This is a genomic window from Microbispora sp. NPDC049633, assembly GCF_040675265.1.
Taxonomy (GTDB): domain Bacteria; phylum Actinomycetota; class Actinomycetes; order Streptosporangiales; family Streptosporangiaceae; genus Microbispora; species Microbispora maris.
Genome location: NZ_JBFAOO010000100.1, coordinates 1 through 20,242 on the forward strand (window position 1 = coordinate 1; position 20,242 = coordinate 20,242).

At 72.9% G+C, this 20,242-nt stretch carries 14 protein-coding genes and 1 pseudogene; 7 read left to right on the plus strand and 8 right to left on the minus strand.

Features of this window, described 5'->3' with window-relative positions:
* Positions 1–493: pseudogene (locus AB0J39_RS24035) on the plus strand (hypothetical protein); the annotation flags it as partial.
* Positions 494–712: 219 nt separating this feature from the next.
* On the opposite strand, the gene asnB reads toward AB0J39_RS24035, so the two are convergent.
* The 5 genes from asnB to AB0J39_RS24060 form a co-directional block, all read right to left on the minus strand.
* Positions 713–2,557 carry an asparagine synthase (glutamine-hydrolyzing) gene (gene asnB / locus AB0J39_RS24040; RefSeq protein WP_363468382.1) on the minus strand — a complete coding sequence of 615 codons (1,845 nt, stop codon included), beginning with the start codon at positions 2,555–2,557 and terminating at the stop codon, positions 713–715.
* A gap of 27 nt (positions 2,558–2,584) precedes the next feature.
* On the minus strand, positions 2,585–3,778 hold the full coding sequence (locus tag AB0J39_RS24045; RefSeq protein WP_363468384.1) for an FAD-dependent monooxygenase: 1,194 nt from the start codon (positions 3,776–3,778) through the stop codon (positions 2,585–2,587).
* Between the two features lie 95 nt (positions 3,779–3,873).
* Complete coding sequence (locus AB0J39_RS24050; RefSeq protein WP_363468386.1) at positions 3,874–5,799, minus strand: anthranilate synthase family protein; 1,926 nt, start codon at positions 5,797–5,799, stop codon at positions 3,874–3,876.
* Complete coding sequence (locus AB0J39_RS24055; protein WP_363468388.1) at positions 5,796–6,509, minus strand: isochorismatase family protein; 714 nt, start codon at positions 6,507–6,509, stop codon at positions 5,796–5,798. The genes AB0J39_RS24050 and AB0J39_RS24055 overlap by 4 nt, the downstream gene beginning before the upstream one ends.
* A gap of 39 nt (positions 6,510–6,548) precedes the next feature.
* Entirely contained in the window at positions 6,549–7,361 is an 813-nt protein-coding gene (locus AB0J39_RS24060) for a 2,3-dihydro-2,3-dihydroxybenzoate dehydrogenase (RefSeq protein WP_363468390.1), read from the minus strand.
* A gap of 405 nt (positions 7,362–7,766) precedes the next feature.
* On the opposite strand from AB0J39_RS24060, the gene AB0J39_RS24065 reads away from it, so the two are divergent.
* Both AB0J39_RS24065 and AB0J39_RS24070 read left to right on the plus strand, forming a co-directional pair.
* A complete protein-coding gene (locus tag AB0J39_RS24065; protein ID WP_363468392.1) occupies positions 7,767–8,657 on the plus strand; it encodes a prephenate dehydrogenase in 891 nt (296 codons plus the stop codon).
* 305 nt (positions 8,658–8,962) lie between these two features.
* Positions 8,963–10,144, plus strand: a complete 1,182-nt coding sequence (locus AB0J39_RS24070) for an acyl-CoA dehydrogenase family protein (protein ID WP_363468394.1) — start codon at positions 8,963–8,965, stop codon at positions 10,142–10,144.
* 174 nt (positions 10,145–10,318) lie between these two features.
* Here AB0J39_RS24070 and AB0J39_RS24075 read toward each other — a convergent pair whose 3' ends face one another.
* The 3 genes from AB0J39_RS24075 to AB0J39_RS24085 form a co-directional block, all read right to left on the minus strand.
* A complete protein-coding gene (locus AB0J39_RS24075; protein ID WP_363468396.1) occupies positions 10,319–10,594 on the minus strand; it encodes an acyl carrier protein in 276 nt (91 codons plus the stop codon).
* A gap of 112 nt (positions 10,595–10,706) precedes the next feature.
* Positions 10,707–13,832, minus strand: a complete 3,126-nt coding sequence (locus tag AB0J39_RS24080) for a BTAD domain-containing putative transcriptional regulator (protein WP_363468397.1) — start codon at positions 13,830–13,832, stop codon at positions 10,707–10,709.
* 427 nt (positions 13,833–14,259) lie between these two features.
* Positions 14,260–14,478 carry a hypothetical protein gene (locus AB0J39_RS24085; RefSeq protein ID WP_363468399.1) on the minus strand — a complete coding sequence of 73 codons (219 nt, stop codon included), beginning with the start codon at positions 14,476–14,478 and terminating at the stop codon, positions 14,260–14,262.
* 396 nt (positions 14,479–14,874) lie between these two features.
* On the opposite strand from AB0J39_RS24085, the gene AB0J39_RS24090 reads away from it, so the two are divergent.
* The 4 genes from AB0J39_RS24090 (at position 14,875) to AB0J39_RS24105 (ending at position 20,229) form a co-directional block, all read left to right on the plus strand.
* Positions 14,875–15,213 carry a hydroxyisourate hydrolase gene (locus tag AB0J39_RS24090; RefSeq protein ID WP_363468400.1) on the plus strand — a complete coding sequence of 113 codons (339 nt, stop codon included), beginning with the start codon at positions 14,875–14,877 and terminating at the stop codon, positions 15,211–15,213.
* Positions 15,214–15,223: 10 nt separating this feature from the next.
* Positions 15,224–17,020, plus strand: a complete 1,797-nt coding sequence (locus AB0J39_RS24095) for a 2-isopropylmalate synthase (RefSeq protein WP_363468402.1) — start codon at positions 15,224–15,226, stop codon at positions 17,018–17,020.
* Positions 17,021–17,024: 4 nt separating this feature from the next.
* Positions 17,025–19,889, plus strand: coding sequence for an AAA family ATPase (locus AB0J39_RS24100; RefSeq protein WP_363468404.1), 2,865 nt, complete (start codon positions 17,025–17,027; stop codon positions 19,887–19,889).
* Between the two features lie 88 nt (positions 19,890–19,977).
* The gene (locus AB0J39_RS24105) at positions 19,978–20,229 is read left to right on the plus strand and encodes an acyl-CoA carboxylase epsilon subunit (protein WP_363468405.1); all 252 of its coding nucleotides are present in this window, start codon (positions 19,978–19,980) and stop codon (positions 20,227–20,229) included.
* Positions 20,230–20,242: the final 13 nt, after the last annotated feature.

Below are 20,242 nucleotides of genomic sequence, written 5' to 3' on the forward strand. Positions count from 1 at the left end.
CGGCCGGCGGGGGGACGCGGTCGAGTTCTTCCTGACGCGGGCGGCGGGCCTGCCCGCCGAGCGCGTCGCCGTGCACCGGCGTTCCCCGGCGTGGCCCGAGTTCGAGGCCGCCGCGCACACCCTCGTCTACGACGGCGCCGTGATGGGCGCGACCATGTCCGGCGCGCCGCTGCCCGCCCACCGCTGGGCCTGCGTCACCGCGCCCGTGCTCGTGACCGGCCGGGCCGGGGGCCCGGCGTTCCTGCGTGGCGCGGCGCGGGCGCTCGCCGGCGTCCTGCCGTGCGCCCGGCTGCGGCTCCTGGCAGGTGCCGCCGGTGGGCGGGACCACCCCGAGACGGTTCCCGCGGGCGGCGGGGATCGCCATGGCGGGGCGGGTTCTGCCGGTGGCGGGGATCGCCGTGCCGAGGCGGACCCTGTGTGCGATGGGGGGTACCACGCGGAGACGGCCGCCGCGCTCGCGCCGGTGCTGCGCCGTTTCTTCGCAGCCTCCTGAACCCGCCGCCGCGGACCCCCATTGGAACAGCACCGTGAACGCCGCCGACCGGCCGCGTCACGGCCGCGCCTCCTGCACCCGCCGCCGCGGACCCCGTTCGAACAGCGCCGTCGACGCCGCCGCGAAACGCCACGCAAAACGCCGTCGGGACGGCCGCGTCACGGCCGTCCCGGGAGGTTCGCTCCTCGTCGTCATCCGCTCCTTGTCGTCGAACCGTCGTCACAGCTCGACGCGCACGCCGTACATCCGGACCCAGGTGTTGAACTCGATCAGCCTCTCGATGACCGCGCGGGCGCTCCAGGGCCCGCCCATGGCGTACGTGCCGACGGGCGCGTCGAGCAGCATGCGCACCTCGGACTCCGACACCAGGTCGAGCACCGGGCCGCGCTCGGCGAGGATCGCCTCCATCCGCTCGCGCAGCGCCACCTCGTACTTCTCGTCCTGCGTGGAGGGGTAGGGGTTCTTCTTCCGGTCCAGCACCGAGTCGGGCAGCACCCCGCGCATGGCGGCGCGCAGCAGGCTCTTCTCCCGGCCGTCGAAGGTCTTCATCGCCCAGGGCGTGTTGTAGACGTACTCGACCAGCCGGTGGTCGGTGAACGGAACGCGCACCTCCAGGCTCGCGGCCATGCTGACCCGGTCCTTGCGGTCGAGCAGGAAGCGCTCCCACCGGGTGAGGTTGAGGAAGGTGAGCTCCCGCATCCGCGCCTCCAGACCGGTCTCGCCGGGCAGCCGCGGCACGTCCTCCAGCGCCTCGGTGTAGCGCCGCTTGACGTACTCGCCGAGCCCAAGCCGGTCCCAGAGGCCGACCGCGCGCAGCGCGCCGATCCCGCCGGCCTTCTCGAACGGGTGGTGCCAGGGGAAGGTGTCGGACTCGACGGCCTCGCGGTCGTGGAACCAGGTGTAGCCGCCGAACAGCTCGTCGGCCGCCTCCCCCGACAGGGCCACCGTCATGCGCTCCTTCAGCGCCCGGCACAGGACCAGCAGGGAATACTCCATGTCGCCGGTGGACACCGGCAGGTCCTGGGCCCGCAGGACGGCCTCGCGCACCTCGGGGTCGAGGATCTGCGCGTTCTCCAGCTCGACGATGATGTGCTCGGCCCCCACGTGCTCGGCGACCTCGATCGCGAACGGCGTGTCCGGGTCCTCCCACTGGACGTTCGACTGGAACCGCGTCTCGTGCCCCTGGAAGTCGACCGAGAACGCCTTGAGCGGCCCGGCCCCCTTGCGGGCGAGCACGCGGGCGGCGAGCGCGGTGATGGCGCTGGAGTCGAGGCCGCCGGACAGCAGTGTGCCGACGGTGACGTCGGCGACCATCTGCCGCTCCACGATCTCCTCCAGCATCCGGCGCACGGTGACGACCGTCGTGGCCAGGTCGTCGGTGTGCTCGCGGGCCTCCAGCCGCCAGTAGCACTCCTCGGACGCGCTGTCGCGGGAGAAGCGCATCACGGTGGCCGGGCGGACCTCGTACATGCCGCGGAACACCGCGTGGCCCGGCGTCTTGACGATGCTGAAGATCTCCCGCAACCCGTCGGCGTCCACGACGGCCTCCGCCTCGGGGTGGGCGAGGATCGTCTTCGGCTCCGATCCGAACAGCAGGCCGTCGGGCGTCGGGTAGTAGTAGAGCGGCTTGACCCCCATCCGGTCGCGGACCAGCAGCAGTTCCTCGGTGCGGGGGTCCCAGATGCCGAGGGCGAAGATGCCGTCGAGCCGCTCGGCGAAGGCCGGTCCCCACTGCAGGTACGCGCGGAGCACCACCTCCGAGTCGCTCGACGTGCGGAACTCCTGGCCCAGGGCCTCGAGCTCGACGCGCAGCTCCCGGTAGTTGTAGACCTCGCCGTTGTACGTCATGACCGGCAGGGCCTCGTCGCCGGCCGCCATCGGCTGCCGCCCGCCCTCCAGGTCGATGATCGCCAGCCTGCGGTGCCCGAGGGCGGCGCGGGGAGATGTCCACACGCCTCCCGCGTCCGGGCCCCGGTATTCCAGAGTGGCCGTCATGGCGGAGATCGTCTCCGTCTGCCCGGTCAGATCGCTCGCGTAACTCACCCAGCCGGCGATGCCGCACATATCAGGGGTTTCCTCTCTCAGGTCGGTTCAGCTCAGGGGGAGGGCTTCGACGAAGTCCCGGGCGCCGTGCAGCCACGAGACCTTGTCGTGCAGTTCGTCCTCGGACAGCGCGGCCAGCATCCGGTTCCTGGCGACCGCGCCGGGGCCGGCCGGGTGGTACAGCACGCGGCCCATCTCACGGGCGACGATCTGCGCCGCCGCGGTGCGTGCCCGCCGCAGGGCGTTGTACTTCTCGAAGCGCTGGGGAAACTCGTCGGCGCCGCAGTCGAGCAGCTCGCCGAGCAGGACCGCGTCCTCCAGGGCCATGCAGGCGCCCTGCGCGGCGTACTGCAGCATGGGGTGCGCCGCGTCGCCGAGCAGCGCCACCCGGCCGTCGGTCCAGTCGTCCACGGGGTCGCGGTCGCACAGCACCCACTCCCTCCACTCCTCGCCCAGTCGCAGGAGGCGCGCGGCGGTGTCGCCGAGCCCGGGGAACTCGCCGAGGACGCGTTCGCGGGGGACGGGCCGGCCCGTCACCACGTGCCGCGCGCCGTCGTCGCGGGTGGCCGCGAGGTTGAGGAACCTGCCGCCGCCGATGGGGTAGTGGACGAAGTGCCAGCCGGGGCCGGCCCACAGCGTCACGGTGTTCCACCGCAGGTCCTCGGGCACCCGGTCCATGGGGATGACCGACCGGTAGATCGTGTGCCCGGACACCCGCGGGTCGCCGTCGCCGACGAGCCGGGCGCGCACCGCCGAGCGGATGCCGTCGGCCCCGATCAGCGCGCCGCCGCGCACCCGCTCGCCGCTCGCGAGGACCGCGCTGACGCCGTCCGCGTCCTGCTCGTAGCCGACGACGTGACTGCCCGCGCGCAGCTCGATCCAGGCCGACTCGCGGCAGGCCGCCAGCAGCGGGCCGTAGAGGTCCATCCGCTGCACCACGGCGTACGGGCCGCCGAACCGGGCGCGGTAGCGCTCGGTGAGCGGCATGCCCGCCACGCGCTCGCCGGTCGTGCCGTCCATGAAGCGCAGCTCCTCGATGTGGACGGCGAGGGCGCGGACCTCGCCGCCGACGCCGAGCCGGTCGAGCGCGCGGAAGCCGTTGGGGGCGATCTGGATGCCGGCCCCCATCTCGGTGAACTCCTCGCGCCGTTCCAGGACCACGGCCCGGTGCCCCTGGCCGGCGACGGCGATGGCCGCGGCGAGGCCGCCGACGCCGCCGCCGGCGATCAGTACGGTCGTCATCTCCTGCCCCTCACTGCTGGACTGTTCTCCCTGGTGGTCCGGTCTCCCTGGTGGTCCGGTCTCACTGGTGGTCCGGTCTCCCTGGTGGTCCGGTCTCACTGGTGGACCGGCAGCCGGTCGAGCACCGCGACGATGGCGTCGCGGAGGATGGACACGCCGTTCTCGGTGAGCACCGACTCGGCGTGGAACTGCATCGAGCCGAACCCGGGGCCGCGCAGCGCGTGCACCTCTCCGGTGCGCGGGTCGCGGCAGACCTCGACGGGTGCGGCCAGTCCGGGGATCTCGACGACGTCGGCGTCGGCTCTGGCGGCGAACGCGTTGTAGAAACCGACCCTGACCCGGCGGCCGAACAGGTCGATCTCGCGCTGAACGCCCTGGTTCGGCACGGGCCTGCGCACCAGCGGCAGCCCGAGCGCGGTGCTGAGCACCTGGTGGCTCAGGCACACCGCGACGAAGGGACGCTGCTCCCGCAGCAGCCGGCGTACGGCCTCGCGCAGATGGGCGATCTTGGGATGGGCGACGTCGCGGGGGTCGCCCGGGCCGGGGCCGAGGACCACCAGGTCGTGGCCGTCCAGCGGGTACGGCTCGTCGAACCGCCGTACGGTCACGTGCAGGCCGAGCGACCGGAGCTGGTGGGCGATCATCGAGGTGAAGTTGTCCTCGGCGTCCACCACGAGGACCCGCCGGCCGATCAGGCCGGGCGTCCACTGGACCCGGTCCTCGTCCTCCCGCAGCCAGAAGCCGGCGATCGTGTCGTTGCGGGCGTCGAGCGCCCGGCGCACGTCGGGGTGGTCGGCGAAGCGCGCCGGCGGCTCCATGCAGAGCACGTCGAGCAGCCCGGCCGCCTTGGCCCGCGTCTCCGCCGCCTCCGACAGCGGGTCCGAGTGACGCACCAGGGTGGCGCCCACCGCGATCCGCACCCGGCCCTCGCTGTCGATGTCCGCCGTGCGGATGAGGATGGAGGAGTCGAGCGTGCGGCCGCCGTCGGCGTCCCTGCCGATGAGCGCGACGACGCCGCTGTAGTAGCCGCGTCCCTCCGGCTCGTAGCGGCTGATCACCCGGCAGGCGCTCTCCAGCGGGCTCCCGGTGACGGTGGGCGCGAAGAGCGTCTCGCGCAGGATCTCGCGTACGTCGCGGTTGGTGTGGCCGTCGATGAAGTACTCGGTGTGCGCGAGCCTGGCCATCTCCTTCAGGTACGGCCCGGACACACGCCCGCCGGAGTGGCAGATGCGCGCCATCATCTTGAGTTCCTCGTCGACCACCATGTAGAGCTCGTCGGCCTCCTTGCGGTCGGCGAGGAAGTCCATGAGCCCCGGCAGGGTCGGGCCGGACGCGGGGTAGCGGTAGGTGCCGCTGATCGGGTTCATCGTCGCGACGCCGCCGGACAGGCTGACGTGCCGTTCCGGGGAGGCGCCGACGAACGTGCGGTCGCCGGTGTGGATGACGAAGGTCCAGTACGTCCCCGCCTCGCGTTCCACCAGCCGGCGGAAGAACGTCAGGGCGCTCCGCACGGAGTAGCCGGAGATTTCCGCGGTGAACGACCGCTTGATGACGAAGTTGGCGCCCTCGCCGTGGCCGATCTCCTCCTCGATCACCTTGCGGACCACGGCCGCGTACTCGTCGTCGTCCAGGTCCACGCGGCGGCCGCCGGCGACCACGGGCGCGTCGGGGATCAGCCGCAGCGCGTCGGCGAGCGGCAGCGTCCCCTGCTCGGCGATCGTCATCGCCAGCAGCGGCTCGTCGTCGTCCACCACGGTGAAGCCCCGCTCGGTGATCTGCCGGAAGGGGATGACGGCCAGCGTCTCGTGCCGGGCCTCCCCGGCGGAGCCCTCGGAGCCGCCGGGGCCGTCGGGACCGTCGGGACCGTCGGGAAGGGGTAGCTCGTCGAGCGTCCCGACCGCGGACATGTCGCCCACGAGGATGTCGAGCAGCCCCCGGCGGCCGGCCCCCGCACGGTGCAGCAGCGCGAAGGCGGGAGGATCCGGGGAGAGCACCTTGTCGAGGAGTCGTTCGGCCGTCATCGCTGTCCCTCCGAACTCGAGGAAAGGCCCGGCACCGGGGCGAGGCCCGGCGTGGGGGAAAGGTCCGGCGCCGCGGAGAGGTCCGCCAGCACCTGCTCGGTCGTGACGGTCACACCGCACCGCCGGGCGGCGTAGTCGAGCGTCATGCGGTGGTCGGCGGCGGTGAAGTCCGCGATGGCGTCGGCCACCAGGAAGGGCTGGATGTCGTTGGTGAAGGCGTCGACCGCGGTCATCAGGATGCCCACGTGGGCGTACACCCCCGCGAGGATCAGCTGGTCGCGGCCGCTCTCCCGCATCCGGCTCAGCAGCGTGGTCCTGTGGAAGGCGCTGTAGCGCCATTTGGTGAAGAGCCAGTCGCCGGGGGCGGGCGCCACCGCGGCGACGATGTCCCGGTGGGACGGCTCGGCCGTCATGCCGGGGCCCCAGAACTCCCTGAGCAGCCCCCGCTGCTCCTCCGTCATGTTCCCGGGCTGTCCCGTGTACGCCACGGGGATGCCGAGGCGGGCGCACCGGTTCCGCAGCGCCGTCGCGTTGCCCACCAGGTCGACCACCGGAGGCCGGCCCGCGGGGAACGGCTCCAGGAAGAAGTTCTGCATGTCGTGCAGCAGCAGCACGGCCCGTCTCGAATCGACCGTCCAGGACGCCGTGTTCCCCGGCAGTTCTCCGGCCTCCGGCATGGAATACGGTGCGATCTGTGGAATTCCTGCCATCGAAATCCTCTTGTGTGCCGTGATTTGTAGATTTCGTTATCAGGCGCCGAGGGTCGCGCCGCCGTCCACCGTCAGGTGTTGCATGGTGATGTGACCGGCTCTTTCCGAGAGCAGGAACGCGACGGCCTCCGCGATGTCGGCCGGTCGCGCGATCTTTCTCAGCGGGATTCCGGTGCGATAGAGGTCCGGGGCGCCCTCGATGGAGGCCCGGTGGCCGTCACCGTCGTGCCACAGCGCGGTGAGCATCGGAGTGTCCGTCGAGCCGGGCGCCACCACGTTGCAGCGGATGCCGTAACGGGCGACCTCCAGGCCCAGGTTCTTGGTGAACATCGTCACCGCCGCCTTCGAAGCGCCGTAGGCGGACATTCCGACGCGGGCCGTGTGCGCCGCGTTCGAGGCGACGGTGACGACGGCGCCGGCCCGCCGCGGCGCCATCCTGTTCACCACCGCCCGCGAGACGTGGAAGACGCCGGTGACGTTGACCGCGAACGTCGCGGCCCAGTCGTCGTCCGACAGCGTCCTGACCTCGCCCACGCGCAGCACGCCCGCGGCGTTCACCAGCCGGTCGATCGGGCCGAGCCGCCGCTCGACCTCGTCCACGACCGCCTCGACCCGCGCCGCCGAGGTGACGTCCGCGGCGAACGCGACCGCCTCCAGCCCGTCGGCGACCAGTTTGCCGACGACGGTGCGCAGCGCGTCCGTGTCGCGGTCCACGGCCGCCACCGGCACGCCGTCCTCGGCGAGCACCCGGGCGACCTCGGCTCCGATGCCGCCGGCGGCGCCGGTGACCAGGGCGACCATCACGCGCTCCCGGCGGCGTTCGTCGAGGCGTCTCCTGCGCGGGAACGACATGAGTGAACGCGGGGGGACGGCCGATCCCACGTCGTCCCGCCTGTCGCGGAAAGGGTGCGGGGAAACCGCGAAATGTTTTTCATGGCAAAACTGTGCGGCCCGGCGTAAGTCGCCAACAAGGCGAATGAAAGGCAGCATGTTGCCCGCCGATAGCCGTTTCCTGCCAACGCCGGCCCGTACGGGAAAGAGCCGGCCGTGGTCCCCTCGTGGCAGCCGGATCTCTCGCCGGTGAATTGACTGGAGGTCAGGAGAATTGTCATCCCAAGGGTTCTCCCCGGCCGGGACGAGGGCTGGCAGGAAGCTGTACCGCCCGGGCATCTTGCTGACGCCGCCCTGTCTGGCCGGTGCCACGCAAACGCGCGAGATTGCCGATGCGGAGATCCGTAATCGCACCAAGGGAGAGGCATGATGACTTCGTCGTCGATTCGCCGCGTCACGATCATCGGCTGTGGTCTGATCGGCGCCTCTGCCGCGCTCGCGCTGCGCAAGGCGGGCGTCGAGGTCGCGCTGTCCGACCGCGACCCGCACGCGGTGGCCGCCGCCGAGCGGATGGGCGCGGGCGTCGCGCTGACCCCCGGCGCGCCCGCGGCGGACGTGGTGGTCGTCGCCACGCCGCCGTCCACGGTGGCCGCCGTGCTGCGGGACGCCCAGGCCAGGGGGCTCGGCGCCGTCTACACCGACGTCGCGAGCACCAAGGCCCGCGTCGTCGCCGAGGTCGAGCGGGCGGGCTGCGACCTCACCGCGTACGTGCCGGGGCACCCGATGGCCGGCGCGGAGGCGTCGGGTCCCCTGGCCGCCCGGGCGGACCTGTTCGCCGGACGGCCGTGGACGCTCTGCCCGCTTCCCACGACGTCGCTGCGATCGGTGCGCGTGGTGGCCGAACTGGTGGCGGCGTGCGGAGCGGAGCACCGGCTGCTGGCGCCGGACGTCCACGACCTGGCCGTCGCCACGAGCTCGCACGCGCCGCACCTGGTCTCGGCGGCGCTGGCGGCGAGGTTCGCCGGCGCGGACGAGACCACGCTCTCCCTGGTGGGGCCGGGCCTGCGGGACATCACGCGGGTCGCGGGCGGGGCTCCCGGCCTGTGGTGCGACATCCTCCGGCAGAACGCCGAGCCGGTCGCCGCGGTCCTGGACGCGGTGGCGCGGGATCTGGCCGCCGCCGCGGCGGCGCTGCGCGACCCGGAGGGCGGGCAGCTGCTCGCCGACCTGCTCACGAAGGGCAACCACGGCCGCGCGCGCATCGTCGGCGGGGGCGGCGCGGAGCACCCGGCACCGGCCGGCGCGCTCGCGGCCTGAGCCGCGTCCCCCGGAGCGCCACCGGCGGCGGCCGGTGACGTCCCGCCCCGGGACGGCGCGGCCGGGCTGCGCAACCAGAAAGGTGTGCCGCCCGCGGGGCCGGTGCGACAGTCGAGGAGACCCAGCGGCGGCCACCGCACCGCACTGCATCGCACTGCACGGCACTGCACGGCACTGCACTGCATCGCACTGCACTGCGTCGCACTGCATTGGCGCGTCGTGGGGGCGAGCGCCCTGCCCGCCCCATGTGCCGTGAGCTGGGACGCGAGGAGCGGCTTCAGCGCCGACGGCACGAGGAGGAAACGATGTTGACGACCGGGGTTCCGACACGGGAGGAACTGGTTCGGCGCGCGTCCGAACTGCTGCCGCTGCTGCGCGGCCACGCGGACTGGGCGGAGGAGAACCGGCGGATCCACGACGAGTCGATCGAGGCCCTGGCCGACGCCGGTATCTTCAAGATGCGGGTGCCCGCCCGCTACGGCGGCTACGAGTGCGACACTCGGACCCTCCTCGAAGTGGCGGCCGAGCTCGGGCGGGCCGACGGCTCCACCGCCTGGACGGCCTCGGTCTACTGGATCCCGACCTGGATGGCCTGCCTGTTCCCCGACGAGGTGCAGGACGAGGTGTTCTCGACGCCGGACGTGCGGGTGTGCGGCACGCTCAGCCCCACCGCCATGGCCGCCCCGGTGGACGGCGGCGTCGTGGTGAACGGCAAGTGGGGGTTCGTCAGCGGCGCCTGGCACAGCCACTGGCAGGAGATCGTGGCGATCCAGGTCGGCCCCGAGGGCGAGCCCATGCCGATCATGGCGCTGGTGCCGATGTCGGACCTGCAGATCGTGGACGACTGGCACACCTCCGGCCTGCGGGGCACCGGCAGCGTCACCACGGTCGCCCAGGACGTGTTCATCCCGGCCGAGCGGGTGCTTCCGCTGCCCGCGGTGCTCATGGGGCAGTACGCGTCGAAGCTGAACGCCGCCAGCCCCATCTACCGGACGCCGCTGCTGCCGGTCGCCTCCGCGTCCTCGGTCGGCACGGTGATCGGCCTGGCCCGGGCGGCCAGGGAGGCGTTCTTCGAGCGCCTGCCCAACCGCAAGATCACCTACACGCACTACGAGAGCCAGAGCGAGGCCCCGCTGACCCACCTGCAGGTGGCGGAGGCGTCGCTCAAGATCGACGAGGCGGAGTTCCACGCCCAGCGCCTGACCGGCCTGGTGGACGGCAAGGGTGTGACGGGCGAGCAGTGGACGCTGGAGGAGCGGGCCAGGGCGCGCGCGGACATGGGCGCGGTGTGCCGGCTGGGCAAGGAGGCCGCGGACGTCCTCGCCATGGCCAGCGGCGGCTCCTCCATCTACACCCAGGTGCCGATCCAGCGGATCGCCCGTGACATCACCGCGGTGAACCTGCACGCGCTGATGCACCCCAACACCAACACCGAGCTCTACGGCCGGGTGCTGTGCGGCCAGGAGCCCGGCACCTTCTACATCTAGACCACACCCCCTCCGCCGAGACGGTTCCGCGGCCCAACGGCGTGCCGCGGGACCGTCTCGTACGTGTGCCCGGAGTCCACCCACCGCTTACGGCGTGCGCGCGGGACAGAGGCCCGGGCAGACGGAAAGGCCGGAGGCGTGGAGCACGCCTCCGGCCACGACACGCCGGTTCGGTCACGCGGCGGGCGAGACCGCCGCCTTCCCCGCGACCATGCGGACCAGCGCGTCGAGGTTCGGGTCCTCCTCGAAGAGGTCGCCGACGTCGACGCTGACGCCGAGCTCCTCCTCGATACGGGACACGAGGCGGACCGCGGCGATCGACTCGCCCTCCAGGTCGAAGAAGGTCGCGTCCTCACTTCCGTCCGGCACGTCGAGCACCTGCTTCCAGATCTCGGCGACCTTGGCCTCGATGACCGGGAGAACGAGCTCGCCGGGGTGATTGCCACTCATACGGTGTCCTCCCCAAACGTCCACGATGGCGCGCATGGCGTCCTGGCTGCCTGCTGGCTGCCCTCACAGCATCGCAACCGCCGGGGGCCGCGGCACCTCCCAGAGTGCGAGGTCAGGTCCTGACCACCGGTCCCAGGCCGTCCGAGATCCGCAGCCCGCCGCGGACGTCGGGGCGGCCCGGCCGCGTACGGGAAAGCCGCTCGCGCACCTGCCGCCCGGCGCGCGGGTCGATCCGGTCCGCGAGGTCGAGCGTGCGGGTCATCGCGTCGTCGGCCTCGTCGTAGTCGCCCGTGGCGTACAGCGCGTCGCTCAGCATGATCAGGGTCTGCGCTTCGAGCAGCGGCATCTGCATCCCGCGGAACAGGGAGGCCGCCCTGCGCAGATGCGCCGCGGCCTGGTCGTTCTCGCCGTTCGCGATGGCGACCTCGCCGAGCCCGGACACCACGCGGGCCTCCGCGAGCCGGTGCCGCGAGCTGGTCGCGAGCCGCAGGGCCTCGTTCAGCGTCTCGCCGGCCTCGGCGATCCTGCCCTGGCGCAGCCGGGCGACGCCCAGGCCGTGCAGGGCGAACGCCTCGCCGATGGAGTCGCCGATGTCCCGCACGACCGTCAGCGACTCCTCGAAGGCGCCGGCGGACAGGCCGAACTCGTCCGCCTGCAGATGCGCCTGCCCCATCCGGTGCAGCACCTGCGCCGTCACCCTGCGGTCGCCTCCGGCCTTGCTCCGCGTCAGCGCCTCGGACAGCAGCGCCTTGGCGCTGTCGAGGTCGTCGCAGTCGAGGCGCACCTGGGCGAGGCTGTGCAGGGTGTGCGCGGCGGAGACGTGGTCGCCCGCGTTGTGGAACACCCGCAGCGCCTTCTCGTAGTTGGCGACCGCCTCCGCGAACCGCCCGTTGATGCGTTCCAGGACCGCGATGCTGCGGATCGCCAGGGCGATCCTGAGCTCGTCGCCGACCTCCTCGAACAGTCGCACCGCCGCCTCCAGCTCGCGCCTGGCGTCGTCGAACCGCTGCTCGCTGAACGACAGTGAGCCGATGGTGTACAGCATCTCGGCCTGGCCGCGCAGGTCCCCGGCCTGCCGCGCCGCCTCCAGCGCGAGCTCGTGGGTCTCCCGCCAGTCGTCCAGGTAGACCCGTGACTCGAAGAACATCGCGGCGTTCGCGGCGAGCCGCCAGCACAGCTCCACCAAGCCCGCCTGCGCCGCCTGCCGGATGCCGGAGACCAGCAGGTGGCGCTCGCGCTCGAACCACGCCATCGGCTCGGCGACGAGCTGCTCGACGAGCCTTTCCGGCAGCGGCTGGGGGATCGGGCCCTCCTTGCGGGCGAGCACGTCCGAGCCGAACTCCCGCGCCCTGGCCGCGTCCGTCAGCGACAGCAGCGAGCCGAGCACCCGGGACAACGCGGCCTTCCGCTCCGCCACCGGCTCCTCCGCGGCCAGGCGCTCGCGGGCGAACACCTTGACGAGGTCGTGGAACCGATACTGGGTGTGCTTCCCCCGGCCGACCGTCACCTCGACGAGGTGGGCGTCGGCGAGGTTGTCGAGCAGGTCCTGGGCCTCGGCGAACGACTGGTCGAGCAGGGCCGCGCCGGTCCACACGGAGAACACGTGGGAGTCGAGGATCGCCAGCCGCCGCAGCAGCCGCCGCGCCTCCTGGCTGATGTTGTCGTAGGTGAGCGAGAGGCTGGCCCGGATGCCCATCTCGCCGTGCATCAGCTCGTCGAGCCTGCGCGTCTCGTCCCTGAGGCGGTCGACGAGCTGCTCGACGCTCCAGTGCGGTCGCGCCGCCAGCCGCGCGCCGGCGATGCGCAGGGCCAGGGGCAGGTGGCCGCACAGGTCGGCGAGGGCCTCGGCGGAGCTCTGCTCCGACGCCACCCGCCCGCCGCCGGCCACCTGGGCGAGCAGGTTCACCGACTGGGCCGAGTCGAACAGGTCCACGTCGATGTGGGTGGCCCCGGCCAGCCCCACGAGGCGGCTGCGGCTGGTCACGATGACGGCGGAGGCGGGGTTGCCCGGCAGCAGCGGCAGGACCTGGCTCTCGCTGCCCACGTCGTCCAGCACGATCAGCATCCTGCGGTCCGCGAGCAGCGTGCGGTAGGTCTCCGCCCGCTCCTCGAGGCCGTCGGGGAGCGCGGTGCCGGGCACCCCGAGGGCGCGCAGGAACCGTTCGAGCACCTGCATCGGGCTGACCGGGCGGGAGACCCCGCCGTGCATGCGGGCGAAGAGCTGACCGTCGGGGTAGTGGTCGGCGACGCTGTGCGCGGCGTGGACCGCGATGGTCGTCTTGCCGATGCCCGCGCGGCCGGCGATCGCGATGATCGGCACGGCGAAGCGCGCCATGCCGTCGGAGACCTGCGTCAGACGGCGCCGTATCTCGTCGAGGTGCCCGTGCCGGCCGACGAAGTCGGCGATCCCCGAGGGGAGCATGCCGGGCACCGGGGGAGGGACGGCGGGCTCGGCCACGGCGATCCGCGCGCTCTCCCGCTCCGGCGGCGCGTGGAGGCTCTCGTCCGCGGTGAGGATGGCGTGTTCGAGCTGCTGCAGCCGCTCGTTGGGCTCGATGCCCAGCTCGTCGATCATCATCCGCCGGGCGTCGCGGTAGACCTGCAGGGCCTCCGCCTGCCGGCCGGAACGGTACAACGCCGTCATGAACTGGCCGAGCAGCCGTTCGCGGAGCGGGTGCTCCTCCACGAGCCTGCGCAGCTCCGTCACCAGTTCGTGGTGCCGGCCGAGGTCGAGTTCGAGCTGGACGCAGTCCTCGTTCGCGGCGAGCCTCTCCTCGTCGAGCCAGCTCGCGGCCGCCTGGACCATCCTGCTCTCGATGCCCTCGAGCGCCGGCCCGCGCCAGAGGGACAGCGCCTCACGGTAATGCTTGACGGCCTCGTCCGCGTCCCGGTTGTCGCGCGCCTGCCGCGCCTTCAGCACGAGCCTCTCGAAGCGGTGCATGTCGATCTGCTCGCTGTCGGTCCGGAAGGCGTATCCCTGGGACCGCGTGACGATCATCTGATCCTGGCCGTGGGCGGCGAACAGGCGTCGCAGGGCGGAGATGCAGATCTGCACCTGGGCCCGGGACGTGGCGGGCGGGTCGTCCCCGTAGATGGCCTCCATGAGACGGCTGACGGCGACCGGGCGGTTGGCCTCCAGCAGCAGCACGGCCAGGACCGTGTGCTGCCGCACCCCCCCGAGGTCGAGCCGTTGCCCACCCTCCGTGACTTCGAGGGCTCCTAGCAGGCGAAACTCCACATGCATCTCCCTCTGAAACTGCTGGAACCATGCACAGCGCGGATAGCGGAGCTTGCTCTCCGCGATATGCGCATTGTGGCCTCACATAAAAGGCTCTTTGTGGTGCGACGGCAGTTTACGGAATGTTTGCGATGGAGCCGTGATCACCGGGGGAAACGGTGTCAGGTGCGATCACCGCCTGCTCTGGCATGTAGTCGCCCGCGCGTCCGATATTGACATTGTTGTCAGGGATCGTACAGCGCAAGGCGGCCGGTGGCTAGGCGAATGCGCGGTCCGGCAGGTGAACTCCGGTCCACGTGCGCATCTGCTAGGACGCCTTACCTGTTGAAAGTCGCTAAGTCAGAAAAGCGACGCGGGCGGCCGGACAATGCCCGGGAAAAGCGCGAGCGGCCGGAGACGCGAGGTCTCCGGCCGCTCGGGCGGCGGGTCAGTCCCAGGGGTTCACGTGGGTGTTGGTGGGGCTCGGCGACGGGATGCCCGCGGGGCTGTGCGGCCTGGCGCTGTCGTCGACGACGGTGCGGGCGGTGCGGGCGTGAGCGTGGGAAGCCGACGCCACCGAGACCATCGCGCCCGCCGACGCCGCTGCCGTGAGGGCGATGAAAAGGGAGACGGCGAATCGCTTGACGATGCTGCTGCTGGCGGCCACTTGGTTACCTCCACCCTGTTCGCGGCGTTCCGTACGCCGATCGCTTACGGCACCGACGCTCACACCCCCCGCCATCGGGGCCTTATCGCCGCGCTTCCGGGGTGCCATCACCGCAGGTCGAAGGGGGAGCGGACGGCGGAGCGCGGGGTCTTGCGCCGCCTGCCGCGGGGTGCGGCCCGGCGGCCGGCCGCGTCCCGGCCGCGTCCCGGCCGTGGCGGGCCATCGCCGGCCGATGCCTGGGCGATAGCGGGGCGATGCCGGGCCGATAACGGGGTGCGCCACTGTGACAGCATCCCGGGCGGCACCCGCACGCAGGCGGCGAAGCCCGGGCCACAAGGTCGGAAGACGAGAGCGTTGAGCCGGGTCGTCAGAGGCCCGGGATTGTGTGGCGATGAGATGGGGATTGCTCTGCAGGCGCTGGACGGCCTCTACGGCCGGCCGGCCGCCGGTATCCGCGTGCGGCTCGAGCGTATCGACAACGGCATCTGGTCTGCCGATGTCAAGGCGGAGACCGACCACGAGGGCCGGGTGGGGGAGTGGCGCGGGCGCAGATTCGATCGCGGGCTGCACCGCATCGTCTTCGAGAGTGACTCCTACTTCGTCGGCCTGGGGCTCACCGCCGCCTATCCCGAGATCTCGATCACGTTCCGCATGCAGGACGAGACCGACTCCTACCAATTGCAGGTGCTGCTCTCGCCGTACTCCTACTCCGCCTATTTCGGATCGCTCACCTAAGGAGCCGACCGTGAATCTCGGACGCTACAGCGGTTCTCCGCGGGTTCCCCTCGCGGGCCGCGCCTGGCCCGACGCGACCATCGGCTCGGCACCGCGCTGGCTGTCGACCGACCTGCGCGACGGCAACCAGTCGCTGGCCGAGCCGATGACGCCGGCCCGGAAGCTGATCATGTTCGACCTCCTGGTGAACATGGGCTACAAGGAGATCGAGGTCGGCTTCCCGGCGGCCAGCAAGGACGACTACGACTTCGTCCGGATGCTCGTCGAGCGCGACCTGATCCCCGACGACGTCCGGATCTCCGTTCTGACGCAGGCCAGGGACGAGCTGATCGAGCGCACGGTGGCGAGCCTGGAGGGCGCGCCGCGCGCCACCGTCCACCTCTACGCCGCGACCTCGCCGCTGTTCCGCGGCCTGGTGTTCGGCATGAACCGCGACGAGTGCAAGGACCTCGCCGTCCAGGGGACCCGGCTGGTGATGAAGTACGCCGAGCGGACGCTGGACGGCTGCGACCTCGGCTACCAGTTCTCGCCCGAGCACTTCGCCGACACCGAGCCGGACTTCGCGCTGGAGGTCTGCGAGGCCGTCATGGACGTGTGGCAGCCGGAGGCCGGCCGCGAGACCGTCCTGAACTTCCCCACCACGGTCGAGCGCGCGACGCCCAACGTCTTCGCCGATCAGATCGAGTGGATGCACCGCAACCTGTCGCGGCGCGAGCACGTGTGCCTGTCCGTCCATCCGCACAACGACCGGGGGACCGGCGTCGCCACCGCGGAGCTGGCCGTGATGGCGGGCGCCGACCGCGTCGAGGGCTGCCTGTTCGGCAACGGGGAGCGGGCGGGCAACGTGTGCCTGGTCACCCTCGGGCTCAACCTCTCCACGCAGGGCGTGGACCCCGGCGTCGACTTCTCCGACCTCGACCGAGTCCGCCGTACGGTGGAGCACTGCACGGGGGTGCCGGTCCATCCCCGGCACCCGTACGGCGGCGACCTCGTCTACACCGCCTTCTCCGGCTCCCACCAGGACGCCATCAAGAAGGGTCTGGACGCCGTGGAAAGGGAGGCCGTCCGCACCGGGGACGACGCCGCGCATCTGCCGTGGCGGGTGCCGTACCTGCCGCTTGACCCGCAGGACGTCGGCCGGACGTACGAGGCGGTGGTGCGGATCAACAGCCAGTCGGGCAAGGGCGGCCTGGCCTACGTGATGAGCGCCCGGCACGGCCTCACCCTGCCGCGCGACCTGCAGGCGGACTTCGCCGGCAGGATGCAGGCGCTGACGGACGCCGAGGGCGGGGAGATCGCGCCGGAGCGGGTGCTCGAGGTCTTCGTGCGGGAGTACGTCGTGGACTCCGCCCTGCCGGTCCCGCCGTCCATCGAGGTCACGGGGACGGTCACCCTGCACATCGACGCCGGCTGGTTCCGCACCGGCCCGGCCAGGACGGACACGGTCCAGGCGGTCCGCGCGGAGCTCGCGCGCCGGGGCCTGCGGGTGCGGGTCGTCCACCACACCCGCACGGCGGCCGGCGCGGGCGCGGCGGGGCGGGACGACGCGGCGGTCTACGCCGAGTACCGCACGGGCGGCGTCTGCCACTGGGGGGCCGGGATCGAGCGGGACGTCGAGCGGGCCGCGCTGGCCGCGGTGCGCTCCGCCCTCGCCCGGGCCGCCCGCGACCGGGTTCCGGCCACGGGTGACGGCCAGAGCGACGGCCAGAGCAGCGGTAGGGGCGGTAGCCGGGGGGCAACAGAGGGGAACGGGCGGCACGGACGCCAGGGCGCCGGGCGTACCCGGCGGGTGACGGCCGGCAGGTGACCACGTGAAGGGCGGCGACACGGCGATGGCCATGGTCGAACGGGAACAGGAACTCGCGCTCCTCGAGGCGCTCCTCGCCAGCGCCGTCATGGGCAGGGGCAGGGTCGCCCTGGTGGGCGGCGCGGTGGCGACGGGCAAGAGCACACTGCTGCACACGTTCGCGGAGCAGGCCATCGAGCTGGGCGCGCTGGCCGTCACCGCGACGGGCTCGCCCCTGGAGCGGGACGTTCCGCTGGGCGTGCTGCGCCAGCTCGTCGAGGACGCGCCGCTGGTCCCGCAGGAGCGGGAGCGCGCGCTGTCTCTGATCGAGGAGGGCGCGCGGGCGGGTGCGGGCGTGGACGAGCGCCGGCCGGTGGACGCCCAGCTCGTCCACGCGCTCTGCGGCGTCCTGCTCGACCTGTCCGAGCGGTGTCCCCTGGTGCTCGTCGTCGACGACGTCCACCACGCCGACCGCGAGTCGCTGCTCTGCCTGGCCTACCTCGCCCGCCGGGTGCGGCTCGCCCAGATCGTGGCCATCTTCGGGCACGCCGACCAGGCGTGGCACACCGACTCCTACTTCCAGACCGAACTGCTGCGCCAGCCGCACTGCCGCCGGGTCAGGCTGACCCGGCTGTCGCGGGCGGGAGTGGCCGCGATGCTCGCCGCGCGACTCGGCGGCGAGGCCGCCGAGCGGCTCGCCGACGAGATGTACGCGCACAGCGGCGGCAACCCCCTCCTGGTCACCGCGCTGGCCGACGACTACGAGGAGTCCGCCCGTACGGCGCCGGAGCCCCCGGCGGGGGTGGTCGTCGGCGAGCAGTACGGCCAGACCGTGCTGTCGTGCCTGAGCCGCGGCGAGGCGCGGGTGGCGCGGGCCGCCCGCGGGCTCGCGGTCCTCGGCGAGCCCCGCTCCCTCGACCTCCTGCTGGGCGTGCCGGCGGCCGAGGTGAACAAGGACCTGCACGCCCTCGGCGCCGCCGGCCTGACCGCGCTCGGCACGTTCCGCCACGAGGCCGCCCGGCAGGCGATCCTGGGGGCGATGGACGCGGGGGAGCGGGCGGAGCTGCACCGCCGGGCGGCCGAGTTGTCGTACGGCGTCGGCGCCTCCCCGGCCGTGGTCGCCCGGCACCTGCTGGAGGCGGGGCGGGTGGACGCCCCCTGGGGCATCGAGATCCTGGAGGAGGCGGCCAGGAGCGCGCTGCGGGCCGGCCAGGTCGACAGCGCGGTCGGATACCTGCGGCTGGCCTGGCGCGCGTGCGCGGACGACACGCAGCGGGCGAAGATCATGACGATGCTCGTGCGGGCCGAGTGGCGCATCAACCCGGCCGCGCCCGCGAGCCGCCTCGCCGAGCTCGCCGAGGCCGTGCACCGGGGCAGCCTGCGGGGCGGCGACGCCGTCGTGCTGGTGCGGGCGCTGCTCTGGCACGGCCGCGTGGACGACGCGCGCGACGTGCTGGAGCAGGTGCTCGAATCGGGCGGGACGGCCGACCAGGAGACGCGCGCCGAGCTCGTCGTGGCCCGGCTCTGCCTGCGCGCGGCCCATCCCCCCTTCCTCACCGCGCTGGGGCAGATGACGAAGGAGGAGGGGCCGGGCGGCATCGTCTCGGTGTCGGTCAGCCGGCGGCTGGAGTCGGCGCTCGCGCTCGCGGAGGTGCTGACCCGGGGGCCGCGCGAGGAGTACGTCGACGCCGTCGAGCGCATCCTGGAGGACTCCCGGCTCGACGAGATGTCGCTCGACACGGTCGAGAACTCGCTGCTGACGCTGACCTACGCCGGAAGGGCGGAGCGGGCGGCCCCGCTGTGCGACATGTTCGCCGCCGAGGCGTCGGCGCGGCAGGCGCCCAGCAGGCGCGCCAGGCTCGCGGCGATCCGGGCGGAGATCGCGATCCGCCAGGGGGACATGCCGGCCGCGGAGCGCCACGCGCGCGCCGCGCTGCAGATCATCCCGATGAGCGGCTGGGGCGTCGCGGTCGGCGGCCCGCTCGGCAGCCTCATCCTCGCCCTCACCACCATGGGCAGGTACGACGAGGTGCGCGAGCACCTGGACGCGCCGGTTCCCGAGGTCATGTTCCAGACCCGCTACGGGCTGCACTACCTGCACGCCAGGGGCCGTCACAGCCTCGCGACCGGCTACCCCGCCCTGGCGCTGGCCGACTTCCGGCGCTGCGGCGACCTGATGACGGAGTGGAACCTCGACACCCCCGGCCTGATCCCCTGGCGGGCCGACGCCGCCGAGGCGTGCCTGCACCTGGGACGGGTGGAGGAGGCGCGCGAGCTGGTCCGGGGCCAGCTGGACGGGGACGTGCCCGACGACCCCCGGGGCAGGGGCGTCGCCCTGCGGCTGCTGGCCGCAACCCTCGACCCGGGCGACCGTCCGGCGCTGCTGCGGCAGGCGACCGGGTGCCTGCAGGCCGCGGGCGACAGGTACGAACTGGCCCGCGCGCTGGCCGACCTCGTGGAGACCTACGACGCGCTCGGGGAGTACCGCCGGGCGCGGACGATCGCCACCTGGGCGCAGGCCGTCGCCGCGGAGTGCGGCGTCGAGCCGCCGGCCTCGTCCCTGCGCCCGGCGCAGCAGCAGTCGCACAGCGGCCCGCACGGGTCGTCGCGCACCGGATCGCGGGCCGGGTCCGGCGGCGGGCCGGAGCACGGGGCGACGGCGACGGCGGTCCGTCCGCCGGCCGTGCCGCTCGGCGAGCTGAGCGACGCCGAACGCCGGGTCGCGTCCCTGGCCGCGGCCGGCTGCACCAACCGGGAGATCGCGGCCAAGCTCTTCGTCACGGTCAGCACGGTGGAGCAGCACCTGACCCGCACCTACCGCAAGCTCGGCATCACCCGGCGCTCCGACCTGCCGCTCGTGCTGGAGTTCGGCGAGCAGGCGGGGGTCTGACACGGCGGCACCACACCGGGATCCCCTGGGCAACCGGAGAGTTGCCCGCCCGCGTCGCGCGGTGTGACCGTCGAGGCGGGAGGCGCACATGGAGGACAGCACCGATCTGATCGTCGTACGCGGCGACCCGACGCCCGAGGAACTCGCGGCGGTCGTCGCGGTCGTGGCCGCCGTCGCCGCGCGGGCCGGGTCCGCCGAGGCCGCGCCCGAACCGCCCTCGGCGCCGGTGTCGCCGTGGGCCTCGGCCTGGGCCGCCTTCGCCTGGCTCGCCCCCGGCCCCCGGCCGGTCGCCCGGGGCGCGTGGTCTTCTCCCAATGTGCGCTGGCACTGGATCGCCTGAGGAACCGCCCGCC